We start from the raw sequence: 16,778 nt of genomic DNA on the forward strand, positions 1-16,778 counted from the left end.
CCCCGCCATGACAATCGAATGGTTCCAGAGCAGCGGCGGCCGGCGCCTCGCGCCCGGTGCCAGTAGCGGCCGAAAGGCTGCGCCCGAGCCGGGCGAGACGCCGGTTGAACAACCTCTGATTTGCAGATATCCATTTCAAACTACTTTTTGATGCATTCGGAGCAGCGCTCGCCCGATGTCGTGGTACAGCAAGGTCGCCTGGACGGAAGGGCTTTTCCTGCGGCAGCACCATCTGCAGCAGCACGACCGCTATCTCGAAAAGCTGATCGAATGCCGCGTCCGGCATCTGACGCCCTATCCCTGGGGCTTTGCCGAGATCGAGATCGACGGCGATCTCGCCCAGCAGTCGAAATTCGCGCTGCGCAGGGCGTCCGGCATCATGCCGGACGGCACGCCCTTCGACATGCCGGGCGTCAGTCCGCTGCCGGAGCCGGTGGAGGTGGCGGAGGAGGCGGGCAATCTCTTCGCCTGGCTGTCGCTGCCGGCGGCGATCGCGCTCGGGCAGGAGATCGACATGGCCGAAGCGGGCAGCGCCAGCCGCTACGTCACCGGCACCTTCAAGACGATCGATTCCGTCTCGGCCATGCCGCTCGAGGAAGCGATCACGGTCGCCCATCCGCGGCTTGCCCTCGACATCCGCGAGACGCCGCGGCCCGGCTTCCATTGTCTGAAGGTGGCGCGGATCGTCGAGGTGCGCGATCGCACCATCGTCTTCGATCAGAGCTTCGCCCCACCCGTTTTCGTTCTCGATGCCAGCCGGGTCGTTGCAGGGTTCGCCGAGCGGGTGATCGGCTGGATCGACAACCATCTGGCGGCGCTCGCCCGTTTCGGCGCCGATCCTTCCTCGCACGGCGGCTTTCAGAACATCGATTATTTCAGGCTGCAGATGCTCAACCGGGTGATCGGCGGGCTGAAGCATCTCGCCGCCTCGCGCTACACCCATCCGGTCGAACTCTACCGCGAACTCCTGGCGATCGCCGGCGAACTCTCGACCTTCTCGCCGGAGCGGCGCGCCAAGACCTACCGGCCCTACGACCAGGACGATCTCACGGCGAGTTTCGAGCCGGTGCTCGACGACATCCAGCGGTTGCTCGCCATCGACATCGGCCGGCCGACCCGGCTCGATCTCGAAGGGCGGGGAAGCAACCAGTTCGTCCACCACATCAAGGACCGCAACGTGTTTCGCGACGCGACCCTGGTCCTCGAGGTCGCAGCCGCCCGGCCACCCGCGATGATCCGCGACAAGTTTCCGTATCTCTGCAAGATCGGCCCGAACACGAAGATGAACGAGATCGTGCAGACGCATCTGCCCGGGGTGCAACTGGTCCACATGCCGACGCCTCCCCGGCAGATCCGTACCTATTCCGACCGGGTGTATTTCTACTTCGACAAGCAGACGCCCCTCTGGAGCGAGTTTTCGATCGCCAACGGCATCGGCATCCAGGTTTCGGCCGACTGGCCGGATCTGTCGATGGAACTCTGGGCGATCCGGGAGGGCTACCGATGACCGGCTCGGGCGACGGATGGGGCGGGCGGACGGTCATCCGTCCCGATCCGGGCGGGATCAGGCGAGACGGACGGGCCGATCCGCCGGCCCGATCGCCGCTCCGGGACGACTGGGCACAGCCGGTCCGCGGCGAGGCCGGCGGCTGGGGCGCATCGGACGCCGCCGGCAGCCGGCAGGCCTGGGCGCGCGACGGCGAAACGTCGGGCGGCTGGCAGGCACCGCGCGCCGGCCAGGAAACCCACGACTTCTTTCCCGGGGACCGGCCGAAACAGGCGGCGGCGACGCCGGTGCAGAGAATCCCGCTGGCGGCTGTGGTCAATGCGCGCGAGGGCGAGCGGATGGCGAGCGCCAACCCTCTGCTCGACGCCGCGGCGCCGCTGCTGATCCTGATCGGTCGGCTGAGGCTCGGCGTCGTCGAGATGGAAGCCGCGCCGCTGATGAACCACGTCATCGGCGAGATCGAAGGTTTCGCCAGGAAGGCCGTGGCGGCCGGCCATTCCAGCGACGATGCGCGGCGCGGCCAATATGCCCTCGCGGCCACCGCCGACGACATCGTCCAGAACCTGCCGAGCGAAGAGCGGGCCGAATGGCTGCGCTATCCGATGCTGGCGCGGTTCTTCGGCGTTCGCGATTCCGGCGTCGAGTTCTTCGAGGTGCTGCGCGACGTCCTCGCCAACCCGGCGGCCGAATACGACCTTCTCGAACTCTACCATGCCTGCCTGTCGCTCGGCTTCGAGGGAAAGTATCGCACCAGCCACGGCGGCGATACGGGCCTCGCCAACGAACGCCGGCAGGTCTACGACGCGCTGCGGCGGGTCAAGGCGAGGGCCGACGACGACCTCTCGCCGCGCTGGCAGGGCCAGGCGATCGGGGCGCGGGCGCTCAAGGCCGCCGTGCCGCTCTGGGTCGTCGCCTCGCTCGCGGCGGTCGCGCTGGTCGCCCTGTTCTTCACCCTGCGGATCCTGCTCGTCGGCGAGGCCGAGGCGGTCGCCGGCCAACTGGCGGAGCTGAACCTGAAACCGCTTCCGACGCTGGTGCGGCCCGCCAGCGCCGAGATCGTCCAGCCGCCGCCGCCGCAGACGAGCCAGCTCGAGCGCATCCGCGAGGCGCTTTCCGACGAGATCGGCAAGGGCGGGCTCGACGTCGTCCCGGTGGGCGACAGCATCACCGTCCGCGTCGACAATTCGCTGCTGTTCGACAGCGGCAGCGCCGACGTGACGCCCGCCTTCCAGACGCTGGCCGCCGACATCGCCGCGGCGCTCGACCGCGAGCCCGGGCAGATCTTCGTCACCGGCCATACCGACAATGTCGGGATGAACGGCTTCGGCCGTTTCAAGTCGAACCAGGAACTCTCGCTGGCACGGGCAAAGGCCGTCGAGGCGATCCTCGCCGAGGGCCTTTCGGACCGTGCGCGCCTCGTCGTCGAGGGCCGCGGGGCCGACGTGCCGATCGCCGACAACGCGACGAAGGAAGGCCGGGCACGCAATCGCCGGGTGGAGATCGCCATTCCGCGGGAGGAGACGCTCTGATGCCGACGACAGCGGGTGAGCCCCGACGATGAACCGCATTTTCCTGCCCGTCCTCGTCACCCTCGGCCTCCTGGCCTTCGCCGCCGTCGTCTGGCTCGCCGGGCCCTTCATCGCCATTGCCGACGTCCGGCCGCTCGGCTCGGCCGGGATGCGCTCGGCGGTCATCGCCGTCGCCGCGTTGGCGGTCGGCCTCGTCTACGGCATCCGCTTCTGGCGGCGCCGCCAGCGGCAGAGGGCGCTGGAAGCGGCGCTGACCGCCGAGAGCGGCGAGGCCGAGATCATCGGCGACGAGGCCGTCCTCTCCGACCGCATGGCCGACGCGCTCGCCGTCCTGAAGAAGTCGAGCGGCAGGAGCACCTATCTCTACGAATTGCCCTGGTATCTGATCATCGGCCCGCCCGGCTCCGGCAAGACCACCGCACTGGTCAATTCCGGTCTCGAATTTCCGCTGGCCGGTCCCGGCGGCCCGGCTGCCGTCGCCGGGGCGGGGGGCACCCGCTACTGCGATTTCTGGTTCACCGAGGATGCCGTGCTGATCGACACGGCCGGCCGCTACACGACCCAGGATTCCGACGCGAAGGCCGATGCCAAGAGCTGGCTCGGTTTCCTCGCTCTGCTCAAGGCGAGCCGGCCCCGCCAGCCGATCAACGGCGTCATCGTCGCGATCAGCCTGGAAGACCTGATGACGCTTCCGGCGGCGGAGACGGAGGAATTCGCCACCCGGATCCGCGACCGGCTGACCGAGCTCCACCGCGAGCTGAAGGTCGACTTTCCGGTCTATGCGCTGTTCACCAAGGCCGATCTCGTCGCCGGCTTCTCAGACTATTTCGGCAGCTTCACCAAGGCGCGGCGGCAGAAGGTCTGGGGCGCCACGGTGCAGAGCGGCCGGCGCGACGCCTCGCTCCTCGCCAAGGTGCCGGAAGAGTTCGACGCGCTCGTCCGGCGGCTGACGGAGGAGCTGACCGACCGGCTGCACGAGGAGCCGGACCGCCATTCGCGCATCGCCATCTACGGATTTCCGGCCCAGTTCGCGATGCTGCGCGAGGCGGTCCTCGGCATGCTCGGGCGGATTTTCGAGCCGACGCGCTACAGGGCGAAGGCGAGCCTCAGGGGCTTCTACTTCACCTCCGGCACCCAGGAGGGAACGCCGATCGACCAGCTTCTCGGGGCGATGGCGGGAACGGCGACCAGTGGCTCGCCGGATCGCCGATCCGCCGGCGGCCTGATGTCCGGCCTCGGCCGGAGCTTCTTCCTGCACGATCTTCTGAAAAAGGTGATCTTCGCGGAGGCGGGCCTCGTCTCCCACGACCGGGCTGCCGTGATGCGCGGCCTTGCGGTGCGCTACGGCGCCTTTGCCGCGATCGGTCTGGTGGCGTTCGTCCTCGCCGCACTGTGGGGGCTCAGCTATGTCGCCAATCGCAGCCTCATCGCCGAGACCCGCGCCGACGTCGAGCGATACCAAGCAGCGGCGGGCGCCGATCTCGACGCGAGCGAGATCGCCGACGCCGAGGTGGCGGGGCCGGCCGCCGCCCTCGACATTCTCAGAACCATGGAGGTCGGCTACGACAACCGCGACCGGCCGGTTCCGCTCGCCGAGGGCTTCGGCCTCGCCGTCAGGCCGGAACTCGTCTCGGCAGCGGGGACAGGCTATCAGGCCGGTCTCGACAGGATGCTGAAGTCGCGCATCCTCATCGACGTCGAAAACCATCTCGCCGGGCTCGTCGTCGCCAATCAGCCGATGCCGACCTTCGACGCCTTGAAGGTCTATCTGATGTTGAGCGGCCAGGCCGCGAAGGTCGACGCGGCCTTCGTCGGCGACTGGTTGCGCCAGAACCTCTGGCAGGATGCGTTCGTCGGTCAGGAGGGCCGACGCCTCACCGAGGCGCTCGACCGGCACGTCGCGGCCATGCTGGCCTTTGCGAGGCGCCGCAACGCCGAATACGGGCTGAACGCCGATCTCGTCGACGACGCCCGCAAGACGCTCGCCCGCATGACGATCGCCGATCAGGTCTATGCCGCGATCCAGTCGGGCGAAGCGGGCGCGGTGGCCGCCTATCCGGACTTCGTCCTCGCCGACCGCATTCCCCAGGACGCCGATCTCGTGCTGCGGACGCGCGGCGGGACGCCGATCGAGAGCGTCCGGATTGCGATGCTCTACACCTATTCCGGCTTCCACGAGGTGTTTCTGGAGCGATTGTCCCAGGCCGCCCAGCGCTTCGATGACAATCGCTGGGTGCTCGGCGACTATGGCGATCAGACGGCGATCGAAAACCAGATGGCCAATCTCGGGCCGGAGCTTCTGGAGCGCTATGGCCGCGATTTCGTCGCCGCCTGGGAGGGGATGCTCGACGATCTCGAACTTCAGCCGATGGCTGCCGACAAGCCCTTCTACCGGGCGCTCGGGGCACTCGGCGCGCCGACCTCGCCGCTGGTCGTCCTGGTCGAGGAGGTGGCTCGCGAGACCGAACTGACGCGGGGCGAAGCGGAGGGCCAGCCGGGTGCGGGCCCGGCAGGAAACGACGGTTCGGTGGCGGCCGAGGTCGCCAGCGCGGTCAAGACGCGGATCAGCGACCGGCTGGGCGGGCTGTCGCGCATCGGCCTCGACATCGCGCTGCGCAAATCCCAGAGCCGGCTCGGCGCCTTCGCGGGCGCAAACGCTTCCAACCCGGCCGAACTTCTCTCCGGACGCAACGTCGAAGCGCGTTTCCGCGCCTATCATCAACTGGTCGATGGAACGCGCGGCAGCCGGCCGATCGATGCCCTGCGCCAGAACTTCGCCGAGGTCCACAAGACCCTCGTGACCATGGAGCAGAATCCCGCCTCCGTCGGCCAGGGCGAGGCGGCGATGCAGGGCTATGTCGGCACGCTGCGCTCGACGATCTCCCGGCTGCCGGAACCGGTCGCCCGGATGGTGCAGTCGGCCGTCAACGACATCGAGGGCGGGGCGGTGGACGCCTCCAAGGCCGAACTCGAGCAGGATCTGCAGGGCCGCGTCACCCGCGACTGCCGGCGCATCGTCGAGGGGCGCTATCCCTTCGACCGGCGGAGCACGAGCGACGTGTCGATCGCCGAATTCTCCCGGCTGTTCTCGCCGGACGGCATCGTCGACCGCTTCTTTCAGCAGAAGCTCGCCTCCTATGCCGACCTCAGCGGCAAGACCTGGCGCTGGCGTGACGACACGCCGCTCGGCCGGTCGCTGTCGCCGGCGACGCTGGCCGAGTTCCAGCGCGCCGCGACGATCCGCGACGCGTTCTTTCCGCAGGGCGGCGGCAGCCCGAAGGTGACGCTCAGGGTCGAGCAGACGGCGCTCGACGGCGCGGCGCAATACGCGCTTCTGACCGTCGACGACGAAATCCTCCAGACCTATGCCCAGGGCTTTTCGTCGAGCCAGGCTCGCAGCTTCGAGTGGCCGGGCGCCGACGGCGGCGAGGTGATGGTGCATCTGATGCCGCCGATCGAGGGCCGCGAGCATTTCGTCAAGAAGGTCGGCCCCTGGGCGCTGATGCGGATGATCGCCGCCGGCTCGCCGCAGAAGCGCGGCGACGTCATCCAGCTGCGCTATCCGATCGGCGGCCGCTCGGTCAGCTATCAGGTGAAAATCGACACGGCGCTGAATCCCTTCTATCTCCCGGCGCTGACGGAGTTCCAATGCCCGGCGGCGCTTTGAGCGCGGCGCGCCTTCCGGCCGGCGACTCGGCGCTCCACGGTGATGGCGTCGCCTTCGCCCTTTACGGCAAGCTGCCGCAGCGGCGCGACTTCGTCACCCACGCCATGCCGCCGGCGCTGCTTTCGCCGTTCGAGAGGTTTCTTTCGGACGGCATGGGGCAGGCCCGGCAGGATCTCGGCGAGACCTTCGCGGCGAATTATCTGGTGATGCCGGCCTGGCGGTTCTGGATCGGGCCCGGCTGCTTCGGCCATGCGGCGCTCGGCGCGCTCGTCCCGTCGGTCGACGGGGTGGGGCGGCATTTTCCGCTGGCGATCCTTGCAGTCGCGCCCGAGGGGCGGTGCTTCGAGCACCCGCTGACCGAGCCATGCGGGAAAGTGCTGCAGGTGATCGAGGCGCGGCTGCTGGCCGCCCTCGGCGCCGAAACGGCGGCGCCCTTCGATGCGACGGTGGCCGTCGCCGGCCTCGATCCGCCGGCGCTCCTGCCGGCCGGAGCCGGGACGGGCGGGCTCATGGAGGCCGACTCACGGGATGCTTCCGGCGGGGACGGAACCGGCGGCCTCGACGCCTTCCTGCAGAAAGCGCGCCTTGAAGACCAACGCCGGCTCGCGGCCGGCCTGTGCTATTTCTGGACGGCGGGGCATGGTGGCGCGCGTCCGGCGCTGTTCGTTCGCGCCGGCCTGCCGGCGCCCGCCGATTTTTCCGCCATGGTCCGCGGCGTCGCGCCTCCAGAGCCCGTGCCGGGCGGGGCGGAGGTCTTGCCGTGACGCGGCCGGCGTTCCGTTTCGACGTCTTCGGGGCGACGCATGTCGGCCGGGTGCGTGACCTCAACGAGGATCGCTTTCTCGTCGATGCCGCGACCGGCGTCTTCGCCGTCGCCGACGGCATGGGCGGCCACCACGGCGGCGACCGCGCCAGCGCCGCGATCGTCGAGCGGTTGGCGACCGTCGGCCTCGCCACCACCGCCGCCGACCTCAGGGCCCGGGTCGAAGCCCGGCTGATCGCCGCCAACGAGGCGATCCGCGCGATGGGCGAGGCGGCGGGCGCCACGATCGGCTCGACCGTCGTCGTGCTCCTCGTCTTCGGCGATCGCTTCGCCTGCCTGTGGGCCGGCGACAGCCGCCTCTACAGGCTGTCGCGCGGCATCCTCACGCAGGTCACCCGCGACCATTCGAAGGTCCAGGAGCTTCTCGACGCCGGCGTGATCTCACCCGGCGAGGCCGCCACGTGGCCGGAACGCAACGTCATCACCCGCGCCGTCGGCGTCTCCCCGCGGCTGGATCTGCAGCGGGTCTCCGATGCCGTCAGGGTCGGCGACGTGTTCGTTCTCTGCAGCGACGGGCTGACCGGCCATCTCGGCGACGGCGAGATCGCCGCCCTCGTCACCTGCTTCGACGCGAGGACGGCTGCCGAGGCGCTGATCGCCGCGGCACTGGAACGCGGCGGCAGCGACAACGTCACGGTCGTCGTCCTGCGCTGCCTCGGCGCCCTCGGTCCGGGATCGATCCATGGCTGACGATCGGCTTTCCGGCCCCGGGGGGCGAGGCTCTGCACCCCGGACCGAGATCCACCGGCCGGCCGCGCGGCTGGAACCCGGCACCGAACTCAACGATACCTACGTCATCGAGGCGCCGCTCGCCGCCGGCGGCATGGGCGAGGTGTATCGCGCCCGCAATCTGGCGACGGGCGAGACGGTGGCGATCAAGGTGATCCTGCCGGAATTCGCCGGCGATCCGACTTTCATGCGGCTGTTCCTTCGGGAGGCCGAAACGCTCGCCCGGCTCGCCCACGACGCCATCGTGCGCTCCCATGTCATGACGATCGATCGGCGGCTCAACAGGGCCTATTTCGCCATGGAATTCGTCGAGGGCCGGTCGCTGAAGGAGATCGCGTCGCAGGAACCGATGACGCCGGAGGCGGTGCGGCGGCTGCTCCTGCGGCTCGCCTCGGGGCTCGACGTCGCCCACCGGGCCGGCATCGTCCACCGCGATCTCTCGCCCGACAACGTCATCCTGCCGGAGGGCGACGTCGACCGGGCGAAGCTGATCGACTTCGGCATCGCCAAACTGGCGCGGCCGGGCGACAAGACGATCCTCGGCGACACCTTCGCCGGCAAGGACAACTTCGTCTCGCCCGAACAAATCGGCGGCATCCGTGGAGAAGTGACCGGCCGCTCTGACGTCTACAGCCTCGCCCTCGTCGCCGTGGCGGCCCTGCGTGGCCGGCCGCTCGACATGGGTGGCAGCGACTTCGACCGGCTGGAGAAACGCCGGCGCCCGCCCGAACTGTCCGACGTGCCGCAGCCCTTGCGCGGTCTTCTCGAACGCATGCTCCAGCCCGACCCGGCGAACCGGCCGGCCGGCATGGCCGAGGTGTGCCTCGCGCTGATCGACATGGAGGGCGAACTGCGGGGCGACGGCCCCGTGGATCGCGGCTGGCATCCCGGCCGCTCGCGCGGCGCAGCCCGCCCGGCGCCGCCGCATGGACCCGTCTCAGGCATCGCCGGCGCGCGAGCGAACCCGACGTCCGCCACGGCCGGGCGAGGCTCTCGCCGCAGGCGCCGCGTGGCCCTGGCAGCCGGCCTCCTGATCGTCGCCGTCGCGGGTGTCGGTAGCGTCATATGGCTTCGGCCGGATTTCGTGTCGCCGCTTTTCGGCGACGGTGCCGAACACGAAGCCGCAGCGTCGAATGCCGCGCCGGCCGAGGTGGCGCGCGATTTCCTCGTGAAGGGAGCGGGCGGGCCGGATGCGGCACAGGCGGACCTCTCACAGGCCGAAACGTCCCCGACCGCGGCGGAAGACCGGACCACCATGCGGGCCGAGCCGGCCGGGCCAGAATTGGACGAGGCCGCGCGACGGCCATCCGCACCCGCCCGGCCAGCCGCGGTCGATCCGGCGAAGCCGGCCGCGTCGGACGGTGACGAAGCCCGGCAGCCGGAGCCCTCGCTTCCCGACGAGCTCGGGCCGCTGAAGGACAGCGGCGAGGCGCTCGACGACACGGCCCGCTTCGTCGACTTCATCCAGCGCTTCGACGGCGGCAGCTGCTTCTATGCGATTCCGGCCGACGTCGCCGACACCGCCGTCCGGATCGAGGCCTATGGCGGCGACGTCGCGCCGGCCGAGCGGCTGCTGCGGCAGTTCCGGGCGCGATTCGGCATCGAGCCGGACATCGGCTTTCGCCCGGTGACCGAGCGGCAATGCGCCGCCCTGGAGTTTGCCGCCGAGCGGCGAAGCGCCGTTATCGATCGCGCCGTCATCGCCCTTCGCGAGGACGTCGTCGCCAGCGGCGAAACCGTCAGCGCACGGATCGAAGGCCTCGGCGCGAGCGAACTCGTCGTCCTCTTCGTCGACGGCCACGGCTTCGTCCAGGACGCCAGCGCCGCAGCCCGGCGGCGGGGCGAAACCGCCGAGCTCGGCCTCGTCGCCCATCTCGACGGCGACGCGCCGGAGCAGCATCTCATGCTGGCGATGACGTCGAAGACCGCGCTCGGCCCGATGCTGCCGCAACTGCCGGCCCAGGCGGCTTCGGTCTTCGCCCGGCTGGACGAACGGCTGAAGCAACGGACGATCGCGGTATCGGTCGGCCTGGAGTCGCTGCGGATCGGTCGCTGACGACGGCGCCGACATCCTTGCGCGCCGCCTCGTGGCAAGCGCGGTTCGTCCCCTGGCATCGAGCGTGAGGGGACGCGGCCGTCGCCGTTTCGGATACAAATTGCGATTGCCCGCCCTATCTGAGAGGCGAGGCAAACCGAGAATCGTCGCCACGCCACTCTGGATCGAACCCGCCCGAGACCGATGAAGCGCCCCCCAGCAATCGACCCGACCCGACATGCCCTGTTTCTCGATTTCGACGGAACGCTCGTCGACCTCGTCGACGATCCGACCGAGGTCGCGCTCGCCGGCGATCGGATCGAACGTCTCGCCGAGATGACCGAGCGGCTTTCCGGCGCGCTGGCGATCGTCAGCGGCCGCAGGATCGCCGATCTCGACCGGTTCCTCGCGCCGCTGGCCTTCGCCGCCGCCGGGGTCCACGGGCTGGAACGCCGCCGAGAGCCGGGGGGCGAGACCGAGTTCTTGATGCAGCCCGAGGCCCTCGACCCCATCCGGGACGCCCTGGCGCCGATGCTCGAGGAGAACCGTCGGCTGCAGCTCGAGGACAAGGGCACCGCCCTCGTCCTCCACTATCGCACCGCGCCGGATCTCGCGGAGGCCGCCAAGTCGGTGATGCGCCACGCGGTCGAGGGGCGCGACGACCTCGTCGTCATGGAGGGCGACAACATCGTCGAGGTCCATCCCGCCGGCATGGACAAGGGCAAGGCGCTCGCCGATTTCATGGCGGCAGCGCCCTTCGGGGGACGGATCCCGGTCTATCTCGGCGACGACACGACCGACGAATTCGCGCTGAAGATCGTCACGGAGATGCGTGGGATCGCGATCAAGGTCGGCGGAAAGGAGAGCGTCGCCGAATATCGCCTCGCCGACGTCGTCGACGTCCATCACTGGCTGGACGTCTGCGGGATCTGACGAACGACCGGTCGGGCGCGCCCGGCCGGCACCAAGAGAAGGAAGGGAGACGATGGCTGAGGGGCATCGCCGTCTGGTCGCGGTATCGAACCGGGTCGGGCCGCTGAACGACGAGGGCAAGGCAGGCGGACTCGCGGTCGGCTTGTCCGACGCGCTGAAGCGGCGCGGCGGTCTCTGGTTCGGCTGGAGCGGCAACACCTCTGCGGAGGGAACCTTCAGAGAGGCGGTCACGGAGATCGAAGGTGACGTCGCCTTGACGACGATCGACATGAACGAGGAGGAGCTGAGCGGCTTCTACTACGGCTACGCCAACCGCTCGCTCTGGCCGCTTCTGCACTATCGGCTCGACCTCGCCGAATTCGACCGGCAGTCCGACCGGATCTATCGCTCGGTGAACCAGCGCTTCGCGGCGCGGCTGGCGCCGCTTCTGGAGGAGGACGATCTCGTCTGGATCCACGACTACCATTTCTTCTACATGGGATCCGAGCTTCGCCAATGCGGCTTCAAGGGCAAGATCGGCTTCTTCCTGCACATTCCCTTCTGCCCGCCGGAGATCTTCACCGCCCTGCCGGCGAGCCACGACATCGTCCGGGCGATGCTGGCCTATGACGTGATCGGCTTCCAGACCGATACCGATCGGCGCAACTTCGTCAATTTCTGCGTTCGCGAACTCGGCGGCGAGAAGCTGCCGGGCCATCGGGTCAAGGTCGGCGAGCGGATCGTCGTCGCCGACAATTTCCCGATCGGCATCGACGCCCCCGGCTATGCCCGCTTCGCCGTCTCGCCGGAGGCGGGCGAACACGAGGAGATGGTTCGCGAAATCGCCGGCGACCGCCTGCAGATCATCGGCGTCGACCGGATGGACTACTCCAAGGGTCTCGTCGAGCGCTTCCGCGGCTTCGAGCGGCTGCTCGAGGAATATCCGGAAAATCGCGGCACGGTGCAGTTCCTGCAGGTCGCGCCGCTGTCGCGATCCGAACTCGACGCCTATGTCGAACTGCGGCGTGAACTCGAGGAACTGGCCGGCCACATCAACGGCCGATTCGCCACCCTCGACTGGACGCCACTGCAGATCATGACGCGCGGCTTCACCCGCCGGGCGCTCGCCGGCATCTACCGGGCGGCGCGGGTCTGCCTCGTGACGCCGCTGCGCGACGGCATGAACCTCGTCGCCAAGGAATATGTGGCCGCGCAGGATCCGGACGATCCCGGCGTGCTCGTACTGTCCCGCTTTGCCGGCGCGCGTTCGGAGCTCAAGGACGCGCTGGTGGTCAATCCCTATTCGACAGACGACATGGCGAGAGCCTTGCAGCGCGCGCTCACCATGCCCTTCGACGAACGCAAGCGGCGTTGGGAGAAGATGCGCGAGGCCGTCTTCCACGGCACCTCCGCCCACTGGTGCGACGGCTTCCTGCATCGGCTGGAGGCGGCGGGCGACGACGAGGATGGGCCGGCCGCCGAGGCGATCGTCGAGGCGCATCCTTCCTGAGCGGGCGCCCGGCGGGACCTTCGGAACGTACGTCCGGATCGGGGCGACTCGGAGGTCGTGCGCGACCAAGACCCTTGCGGCGCGCCGGCCTTGAGTAGGGCCGGCTGCCGGGTCAGGCCGTGCGCCCGCGGATCGCCCACAGCAGCGCGAGAAGGCCGAGGGTGAGGACGCCGGCGGAGGCGGCGAGCGGCATCCCGTAGTCGCCCTCTCCCGAAACGAGCATGCCCGCGGCATAGGGGCCCACCATCTGGCCGAGCCCGAAGCCGGCCGTCAGCACGGCGAAGCCCCGGCCGCCGAGCCCGTTTCGGCCGAGCGGCATGGTGAGCAGGGTGATGGCGATGAAGGTGCCACCGAAGAGAACGGCTCCGACCAGTGCGGCTGCGGGCGCCCCGCTGACGACCGGCAGCATGACGCCGACGATCTGCGCCACATAGGCCGCGGAAAGGGCGGCGGCGAAGCCGATCTTTTCGGCGATCCTCGACCAGAACAGGCAGCTCGGCAGGATCGCAAGGCCGGTGACGATCCACACCCAGTCGCCCAGCGCCTCGATGCCGGGCCGGGTCTTGATCAGTGCGACGATGAAGGTCGCGAAGACCGAATAGCCGAGACCCTGCAGCGTGTAGCCGGCGAGGAGCGGCCAGAAAGGCAGGGGACGGGGGATCCGGCGTCTCGGGTCGGCCTTCCGGACCGAAGCCGGCAGATCGCGTTCGCGCACCAGCATCAAGGGAAGCGGCGCGAGCAGCGCCGTGATGGCACCGACCAGCACCCACAGCGTCGACGACGCCATCGTGTCGACGAGCAGGTGGACGACGAGGCCCGAGGCCGCGATCCCGGCGCCGACGCCGCCGAACACCCAGGCGAGCCGCCCCTCCTCGCCGACCTTCGCGAGCCGTTCGGCGACGATCCCCGCGGCCGAAATCATCGCGAAGGCGCTGGCGAGACCCGACAGGAGGCGCAGGATCAGCCAGAGCGCGACGTCGTCGGTGAGGCCCATCAGGATCGTCGTCGCGACGCTCGCCGCAAGACCGCCGCGAAAGGCGAGACGGCGTGACGCGCCGTGCGAGGCGAGGGCGGCGAGCATCGAGCCGGCGAAATATCCGGCGAAATTGGCACTGGCGATCAGCCCCGCCACCTCCGCTCCGAAACCGTACTGGCGCTGCATCAGCGGCAGCAGCGGCGTGTAGAGGAACCGCCCGACGCCCATGACGATCGCGAGGGTGAGGCTCCCGCCGAGGAGAAGTCTGGTCGTCCGGTGCATGGCGATCGGGAAAACGGGGGAGCAAAAGGCAGAGCGGGTCCGCTGGGCGCGGACGGGCCGTGCGACGACTCTAAAGGACACAGCCGCCGGCGGCCATATGCCTCGGCGTGAAATTACCCGTCGCCGGTATGAGCGAAACGCATGGCCGGGACGACGGGGCCGCGCGCCGAGGTCCACCCGTGCCGTTCGTTGCCCGGCCTCAGGTCACCGTCGGCGGCGCGCCGTGAACCTGCGCCGGGACCTTGACCGGGTCCTGGTGCCTCGCCGCTTCCGCCTCGGCGCCGGCCGCCTTTTCGCGGTCCAGCCGCCGCTTGCGCTTGGCGAGGATGTTGAGAATCTCGACGAGGGCCGAGAACGCCATGGCCGCGTAGACGTAGCCTTTCGGCACGTGGAAGCCGAGGCCGTCGGCGATCAGCGTCATGCCGATCATCAGCAGGAAGCCGAGGGCGAGCATGACCACCGTCGGGTTCTGCTCGATGAACCGGGACAGCGGCCCGGAGGCGAGCAGCATCACCAGCACCGCCACCACGACGGCGATCACCATGATGCCGATCTCGTCGGTCATGCCCACGGCTGTGATGATCGAATCGATCGAGAAGACCAGGTCGAGAAGCAGGATCTGCATGATCACCGCCCCCATGGTGACGGTCGCGGCCCGCGAGACGATCGTATCCTTGTGATCCTCCGGATCGACGGAATGATGGATCTCCTTCGTCGCCTTCCAGACGAGGAACAGACCGCCGACGATGAGGATGATGTCGCGCCAGGAGAAGCCATGGCCGAACAGTTCGAAGATCGGCTCGGTCAGCTGGACGATGATCGCCACGGTGGAGAGGAGGGCGAGCCGGAGGATCAGGGCGAGGCCGATGCCGGCGCGCCGCGCCGTGGCCCTGCGGTTTTCCGGCAGCTTGTTGGACAGGATCGAGATGAAGACGAGATTGTCGATCCCCAGCACGATCTCCATCACCACCAGGGTGAACAGGGCCACATAGGCAGTGGGGTCTGCGAGGAAGGCGAACATGTCGGCCATCGGGGCTCCAGGGCGCGAGGTGGTCGACCGCAGGACGGATGGGCCGGAAGAGGACGGCCTCCTCGGGCGCGTTCCGCGCAGGCAAGACGGTCACCCGCGATCACCGGATCCGGGCCAGGAGGACATGTGGTGCCGAAGGGGCGATTAAAGGGTAGGGCTACCAAAAATCCGGGCGGCATTCCTCGAGCCGCGATCCGATCCGCACGGCGGAGACCTTTTCGGCGAGGCCGGTGCGGTCGGAAATCTCGACCGCCAGTCCGCAGATCGTCGCCGGCCCCTGCGCCGCCTCGAATCTGCCGCGCGGGACCTTGGTGACGAAGCGGTTGAGCGGCTCCTCCTTCTCCATGCCGAGAGAGGAATCGTAGTCGCCGCACATGCCGGCGTCGGACTGATAGGCCGTGCCGTTCGACAGGATCTGATGGTCGGCAGTGGGGACATGAGTGTGGGTGCCGACCACGACGCTGACCCGCCCGTCGAGGAAATGTCCCATCGACTGCTTCTCCGAGGTCGCCTCGGCATGAAAGTCGATGACGATCGCGTCGGCCTGTTCGCCGAGCGGGCAGGAGGCGACGAGCTGATCGGCGGCGGCGAAGGGATCGTCGAGGTCGGGCGACATGAACACCCGGCCCATGATGTTGGACACGAGGACGCGCGCGCCGTTCTTCGCCTCGAACAGCCCCGAGCCCTTTCCCGGCGCCCCCCTCGGATAGTTGAGCGGGCGCAGGAACCGCGGCTCGCGTGGGGCGAATTCCAGCGCCTCGCGCTGGTCCCAGACATGGTTGCCGGTGGTCATCACGTCGGCGCCGGCCGAGAGCGTCTGGTTGAAGATCTCCTCGGTGATGCCGAAGCCGCCGGCGGCGTTCTCGCCATTCACCACGACGAAGTCGAGCCGGTAGTCGGCGACGAGGCCGGGAAGAGCGGCGAAGACCGCGTTGCGGCCCGAGCGGCCGACCATGTCACCGAGAAAGAGAAAGCGCATCAGCCCTGTTTCGAACGCTTGGCGTGATCGAGCTTCTCGATAGCCGCCTTTACTGCAGGACGCGAGCCCACCCGCTCCGTCCAGGCCTTCAGATGGGTCAGGGTGTCGGCACCCTCGTCCTTCAGCCCGGAGAGGCCGGAGCGCGCCCAGCCGAAGTTCACGACGTCGGCAATGGAATAGTCCCCGGCGAGGAAGTCGCGATCCTTCAGACGGTCGTCGAGGACACCGAGGAGACGCAACGACTCCTTCTTGTAGCGCTCGATCGCATAAGGAAGCTTTTCGGGCGCAGCATTGGTGAAGTGGTGCCACTGGCCGAGCATCGGTCCTGTCCCGCCGACCTGGAAGAAGGTCAATTGCAGCGTCTCATAGCGGGCGGTTCCGGCGGCGGGCAGCAACTTTCCGGTCTTCTCCGCGAGGTAGATCAGGATCGCGCCGGATTCGAAGACGGCATGGTCTTCGCCGCCCTCCCTGTCGACGATCGCCGGGATTTTGCCGTTGGGATTGATGGCGAGGAATTCCGGGGTTTTCTGCTCGCCGGCGGAGATGTCGATCATATGGAGGCGATAGTCGAGCCCGCACTCCTCGAGCATCAGAACCGGCTTTTCTCCGTTCGGCGTTTGCCAAGTGTAAAGGTCGATCATGAAAAATCCTCGGTCTGAGGTCATTGGCTGGCGGAGCTGGCACGGGAGTTAGGTCGCTTCGCCAATGCGAAAAGGAGGCGCGGCGCTGCAGCCCGGCCGGGCGACACGATCTGGGGGATTGCGAAATGACTGAGACGCAACGTCGATCTTTCGGGGCG

At 68.7% G+C, this 16,778-nt stretch carries 12 protein-coding genes; 8 read left to right on the forward strand and 4 right to left on the reverse strand.

Going from position 1 to position 16,778, the window contains the following annotated elements; translation table 11 throughout:
* The first annotated feature begins 175 nt into the window (after positions 1–175).
* The 8 genes from tssK (at position 176) to LZD57_RS05810 (ending at position 12,712) form a co-directional block, all read left to right on the forward strand.
* Entirely contained in the window at positions 176–1,507 is a 1,332-nt protein-coding gene (gene tssK, locus LZD57_RS05775; RefSeq protein ID WP_233718413.1) for a type VI secretion system baseplate subunit TssK, read from the forward strand.
* Positions 1,504–3,036 carry a type VI secretion system protein TssL, long form gene (gene tssL / locus LZD57_RS05780; RefSeq protein WP_233718415.1) on the forward strand — a complete coding sequence of 511 codons (1,533 nt, stop codon included), beginning with the start codon at positions 1,504–1,506 and terminating at the stop codon, positions 3,034–3,036. The genes tssK and tssL overlap by 4 nt, the downstream gene beginning before the upstream one ends.
* A 28-nt stretch (positions 3,037–3,064) precedes the next feature.
* The gene (gene tssM / locus LZD57_RS05785; protein WP_233718416.1) at positions 3,065–6,703 is read left to right on the forward strand and encodes a type VI secretion system membrane subunit TssM; all 3,639 of its coding nucleotides are present in this window, start codon (positions 3,065–3,067) and stop codon (positions 6,701–6,703) included.
* Positions 6,685–7,467: a type VI secretion system-associated protein TagF gene (gene tagF, locus LZD57_RS05790; RefSeq protein ID WP_233718418.1), complete on the forward strand. Its 783-nt coding sequence runs from the start codon at positions 6,685–6,687 to the stop codon at positions 7,465–7,467. Before tssM ends, tagF begins: the two co-directional genes overlap by 19 nt.
* A complete protein-coding gene (locus tag LZD57_RS05795; protein WP_233718419.1) occupies positions 7,464–8,216 on the forward strand; it encodes a PP2C family protein-serine/threonine phosphatase in 753 nt (250 codons plus the stop codon). The genes tagF and LZD57_RS05795 overlap by 4 nt, the downstream gene beginning before the upstream one ends.
* The gene (locus LZD57_RS05800; protein ID WP_233718421.1) at positions 8,209–10,311 is read left to right on the forward strand and encodes a serine/threonine-protein kinase; all 2,103 of its coding nucleotides are present in this window, start codon (positions 8,209–8,211) and stop codon (positions 10,309–10,311) included. The genes LZD57_RS05795 and LZD57_RS05800 overlap by 8 nt, the downstream gene beginning before the upstream one ends.
* 183 nt (positions 10,312–10,494) lie before the next feature.
* Positions 10,495–11,223 (forward strand): trehalose-phosphatase, encoded by a 729-nt coding sequence (gene otsB, locus LZD57_RS05805; protein ID WP_233718423.1) that lies wholly within the window; start codon positions 10,495–10,497, stop codon positions 11,221–11,223.
* 52 nt (positions 11,224–11,275) lie between these two features.
* The gene (locus LZD57_RS05810) at positions 11,276–12,712 is read left to right on the forward strand and encodes an alpha,alpha-trehalose-phosphate synthase (UDP-forming) (RefSeq protein ID WP_233718425.1); all 1,437 of its coding nucleotides are present in this window, start codon (positions 11,276–11,278) and stop codon (positions 12,710–12,712) included.
* 112 nt (positions 12,713–12,824) lie between these two features.
* Here LZD57_RS05810 and LZD57_RS05815 read toward each other — a convergent pair whose 3' ends face one another.
* The 4 genes from LZD57_RS05815 to LZD57_RS05830 form a co-directional block, all read right to left on the reverse strand.
* Positions 12,825–13,970: a YbfB/YjiJ family MFS transporter gene (locus LZD57_RS05815; protein ID WP_233718426.1), complete on the reverse strand. Its 1,146-nt coding sequence runs from the start codon at positions 13,968–13,970 to the stop codon at positions 12,825–12,827.
* 199 nt (positions 13,971–14,169) lie between these two features.
* Positions 14,170–15,000, reverse strand: a complete 831-nt coding sequence (locus LZD57_RS05820; RefSeq protein ID WP_233718428.1) for a TerC family protein — start codon at positions 14,998–15,000, stop codon at positions 14,170–14,172.
* A 157-nt stretch (positions 15,001–15,157) separates the two neighbouring features.
* Complete coding sequence (locus LZD57_RS05825; RefSeq protein WP_233718430.1) at positions 15,158–15,979, reverse strand: TIGR00282 family metallophosphoesterase; 822 nt, start codon at positions 15,977–15,979, stop codon at positions 15,158–15,160.
* Positions 15,979–16,620 (reverse strand): glutathione S-transferase family protein, encoded by a 642-nt coding sequence (locus LZD57_RS05830; RefSeq protein ID WP_233718432.1) that lies wholly within the window; start codon positions 16,618–16,620, stop codon positions 15,979–15,981. Before LZD57_RS05830 ends, LZD57_RS05825 begins: the two co-directional genes overlap by 1 nt.
* Between the last annotated feature and the right edge of the window lie 158 nt (positions 16,621–16,778).

The organism is Jiella avicenniae (assembly GCF_021390325.1).
Taxonomy (GTDB): domain Bacteria; phylum Pseudomonadota; class Alphaproteobacteria; order Rhizobiales; family Rhizobiaceae; genus Jiella; species Jiella avicenniae.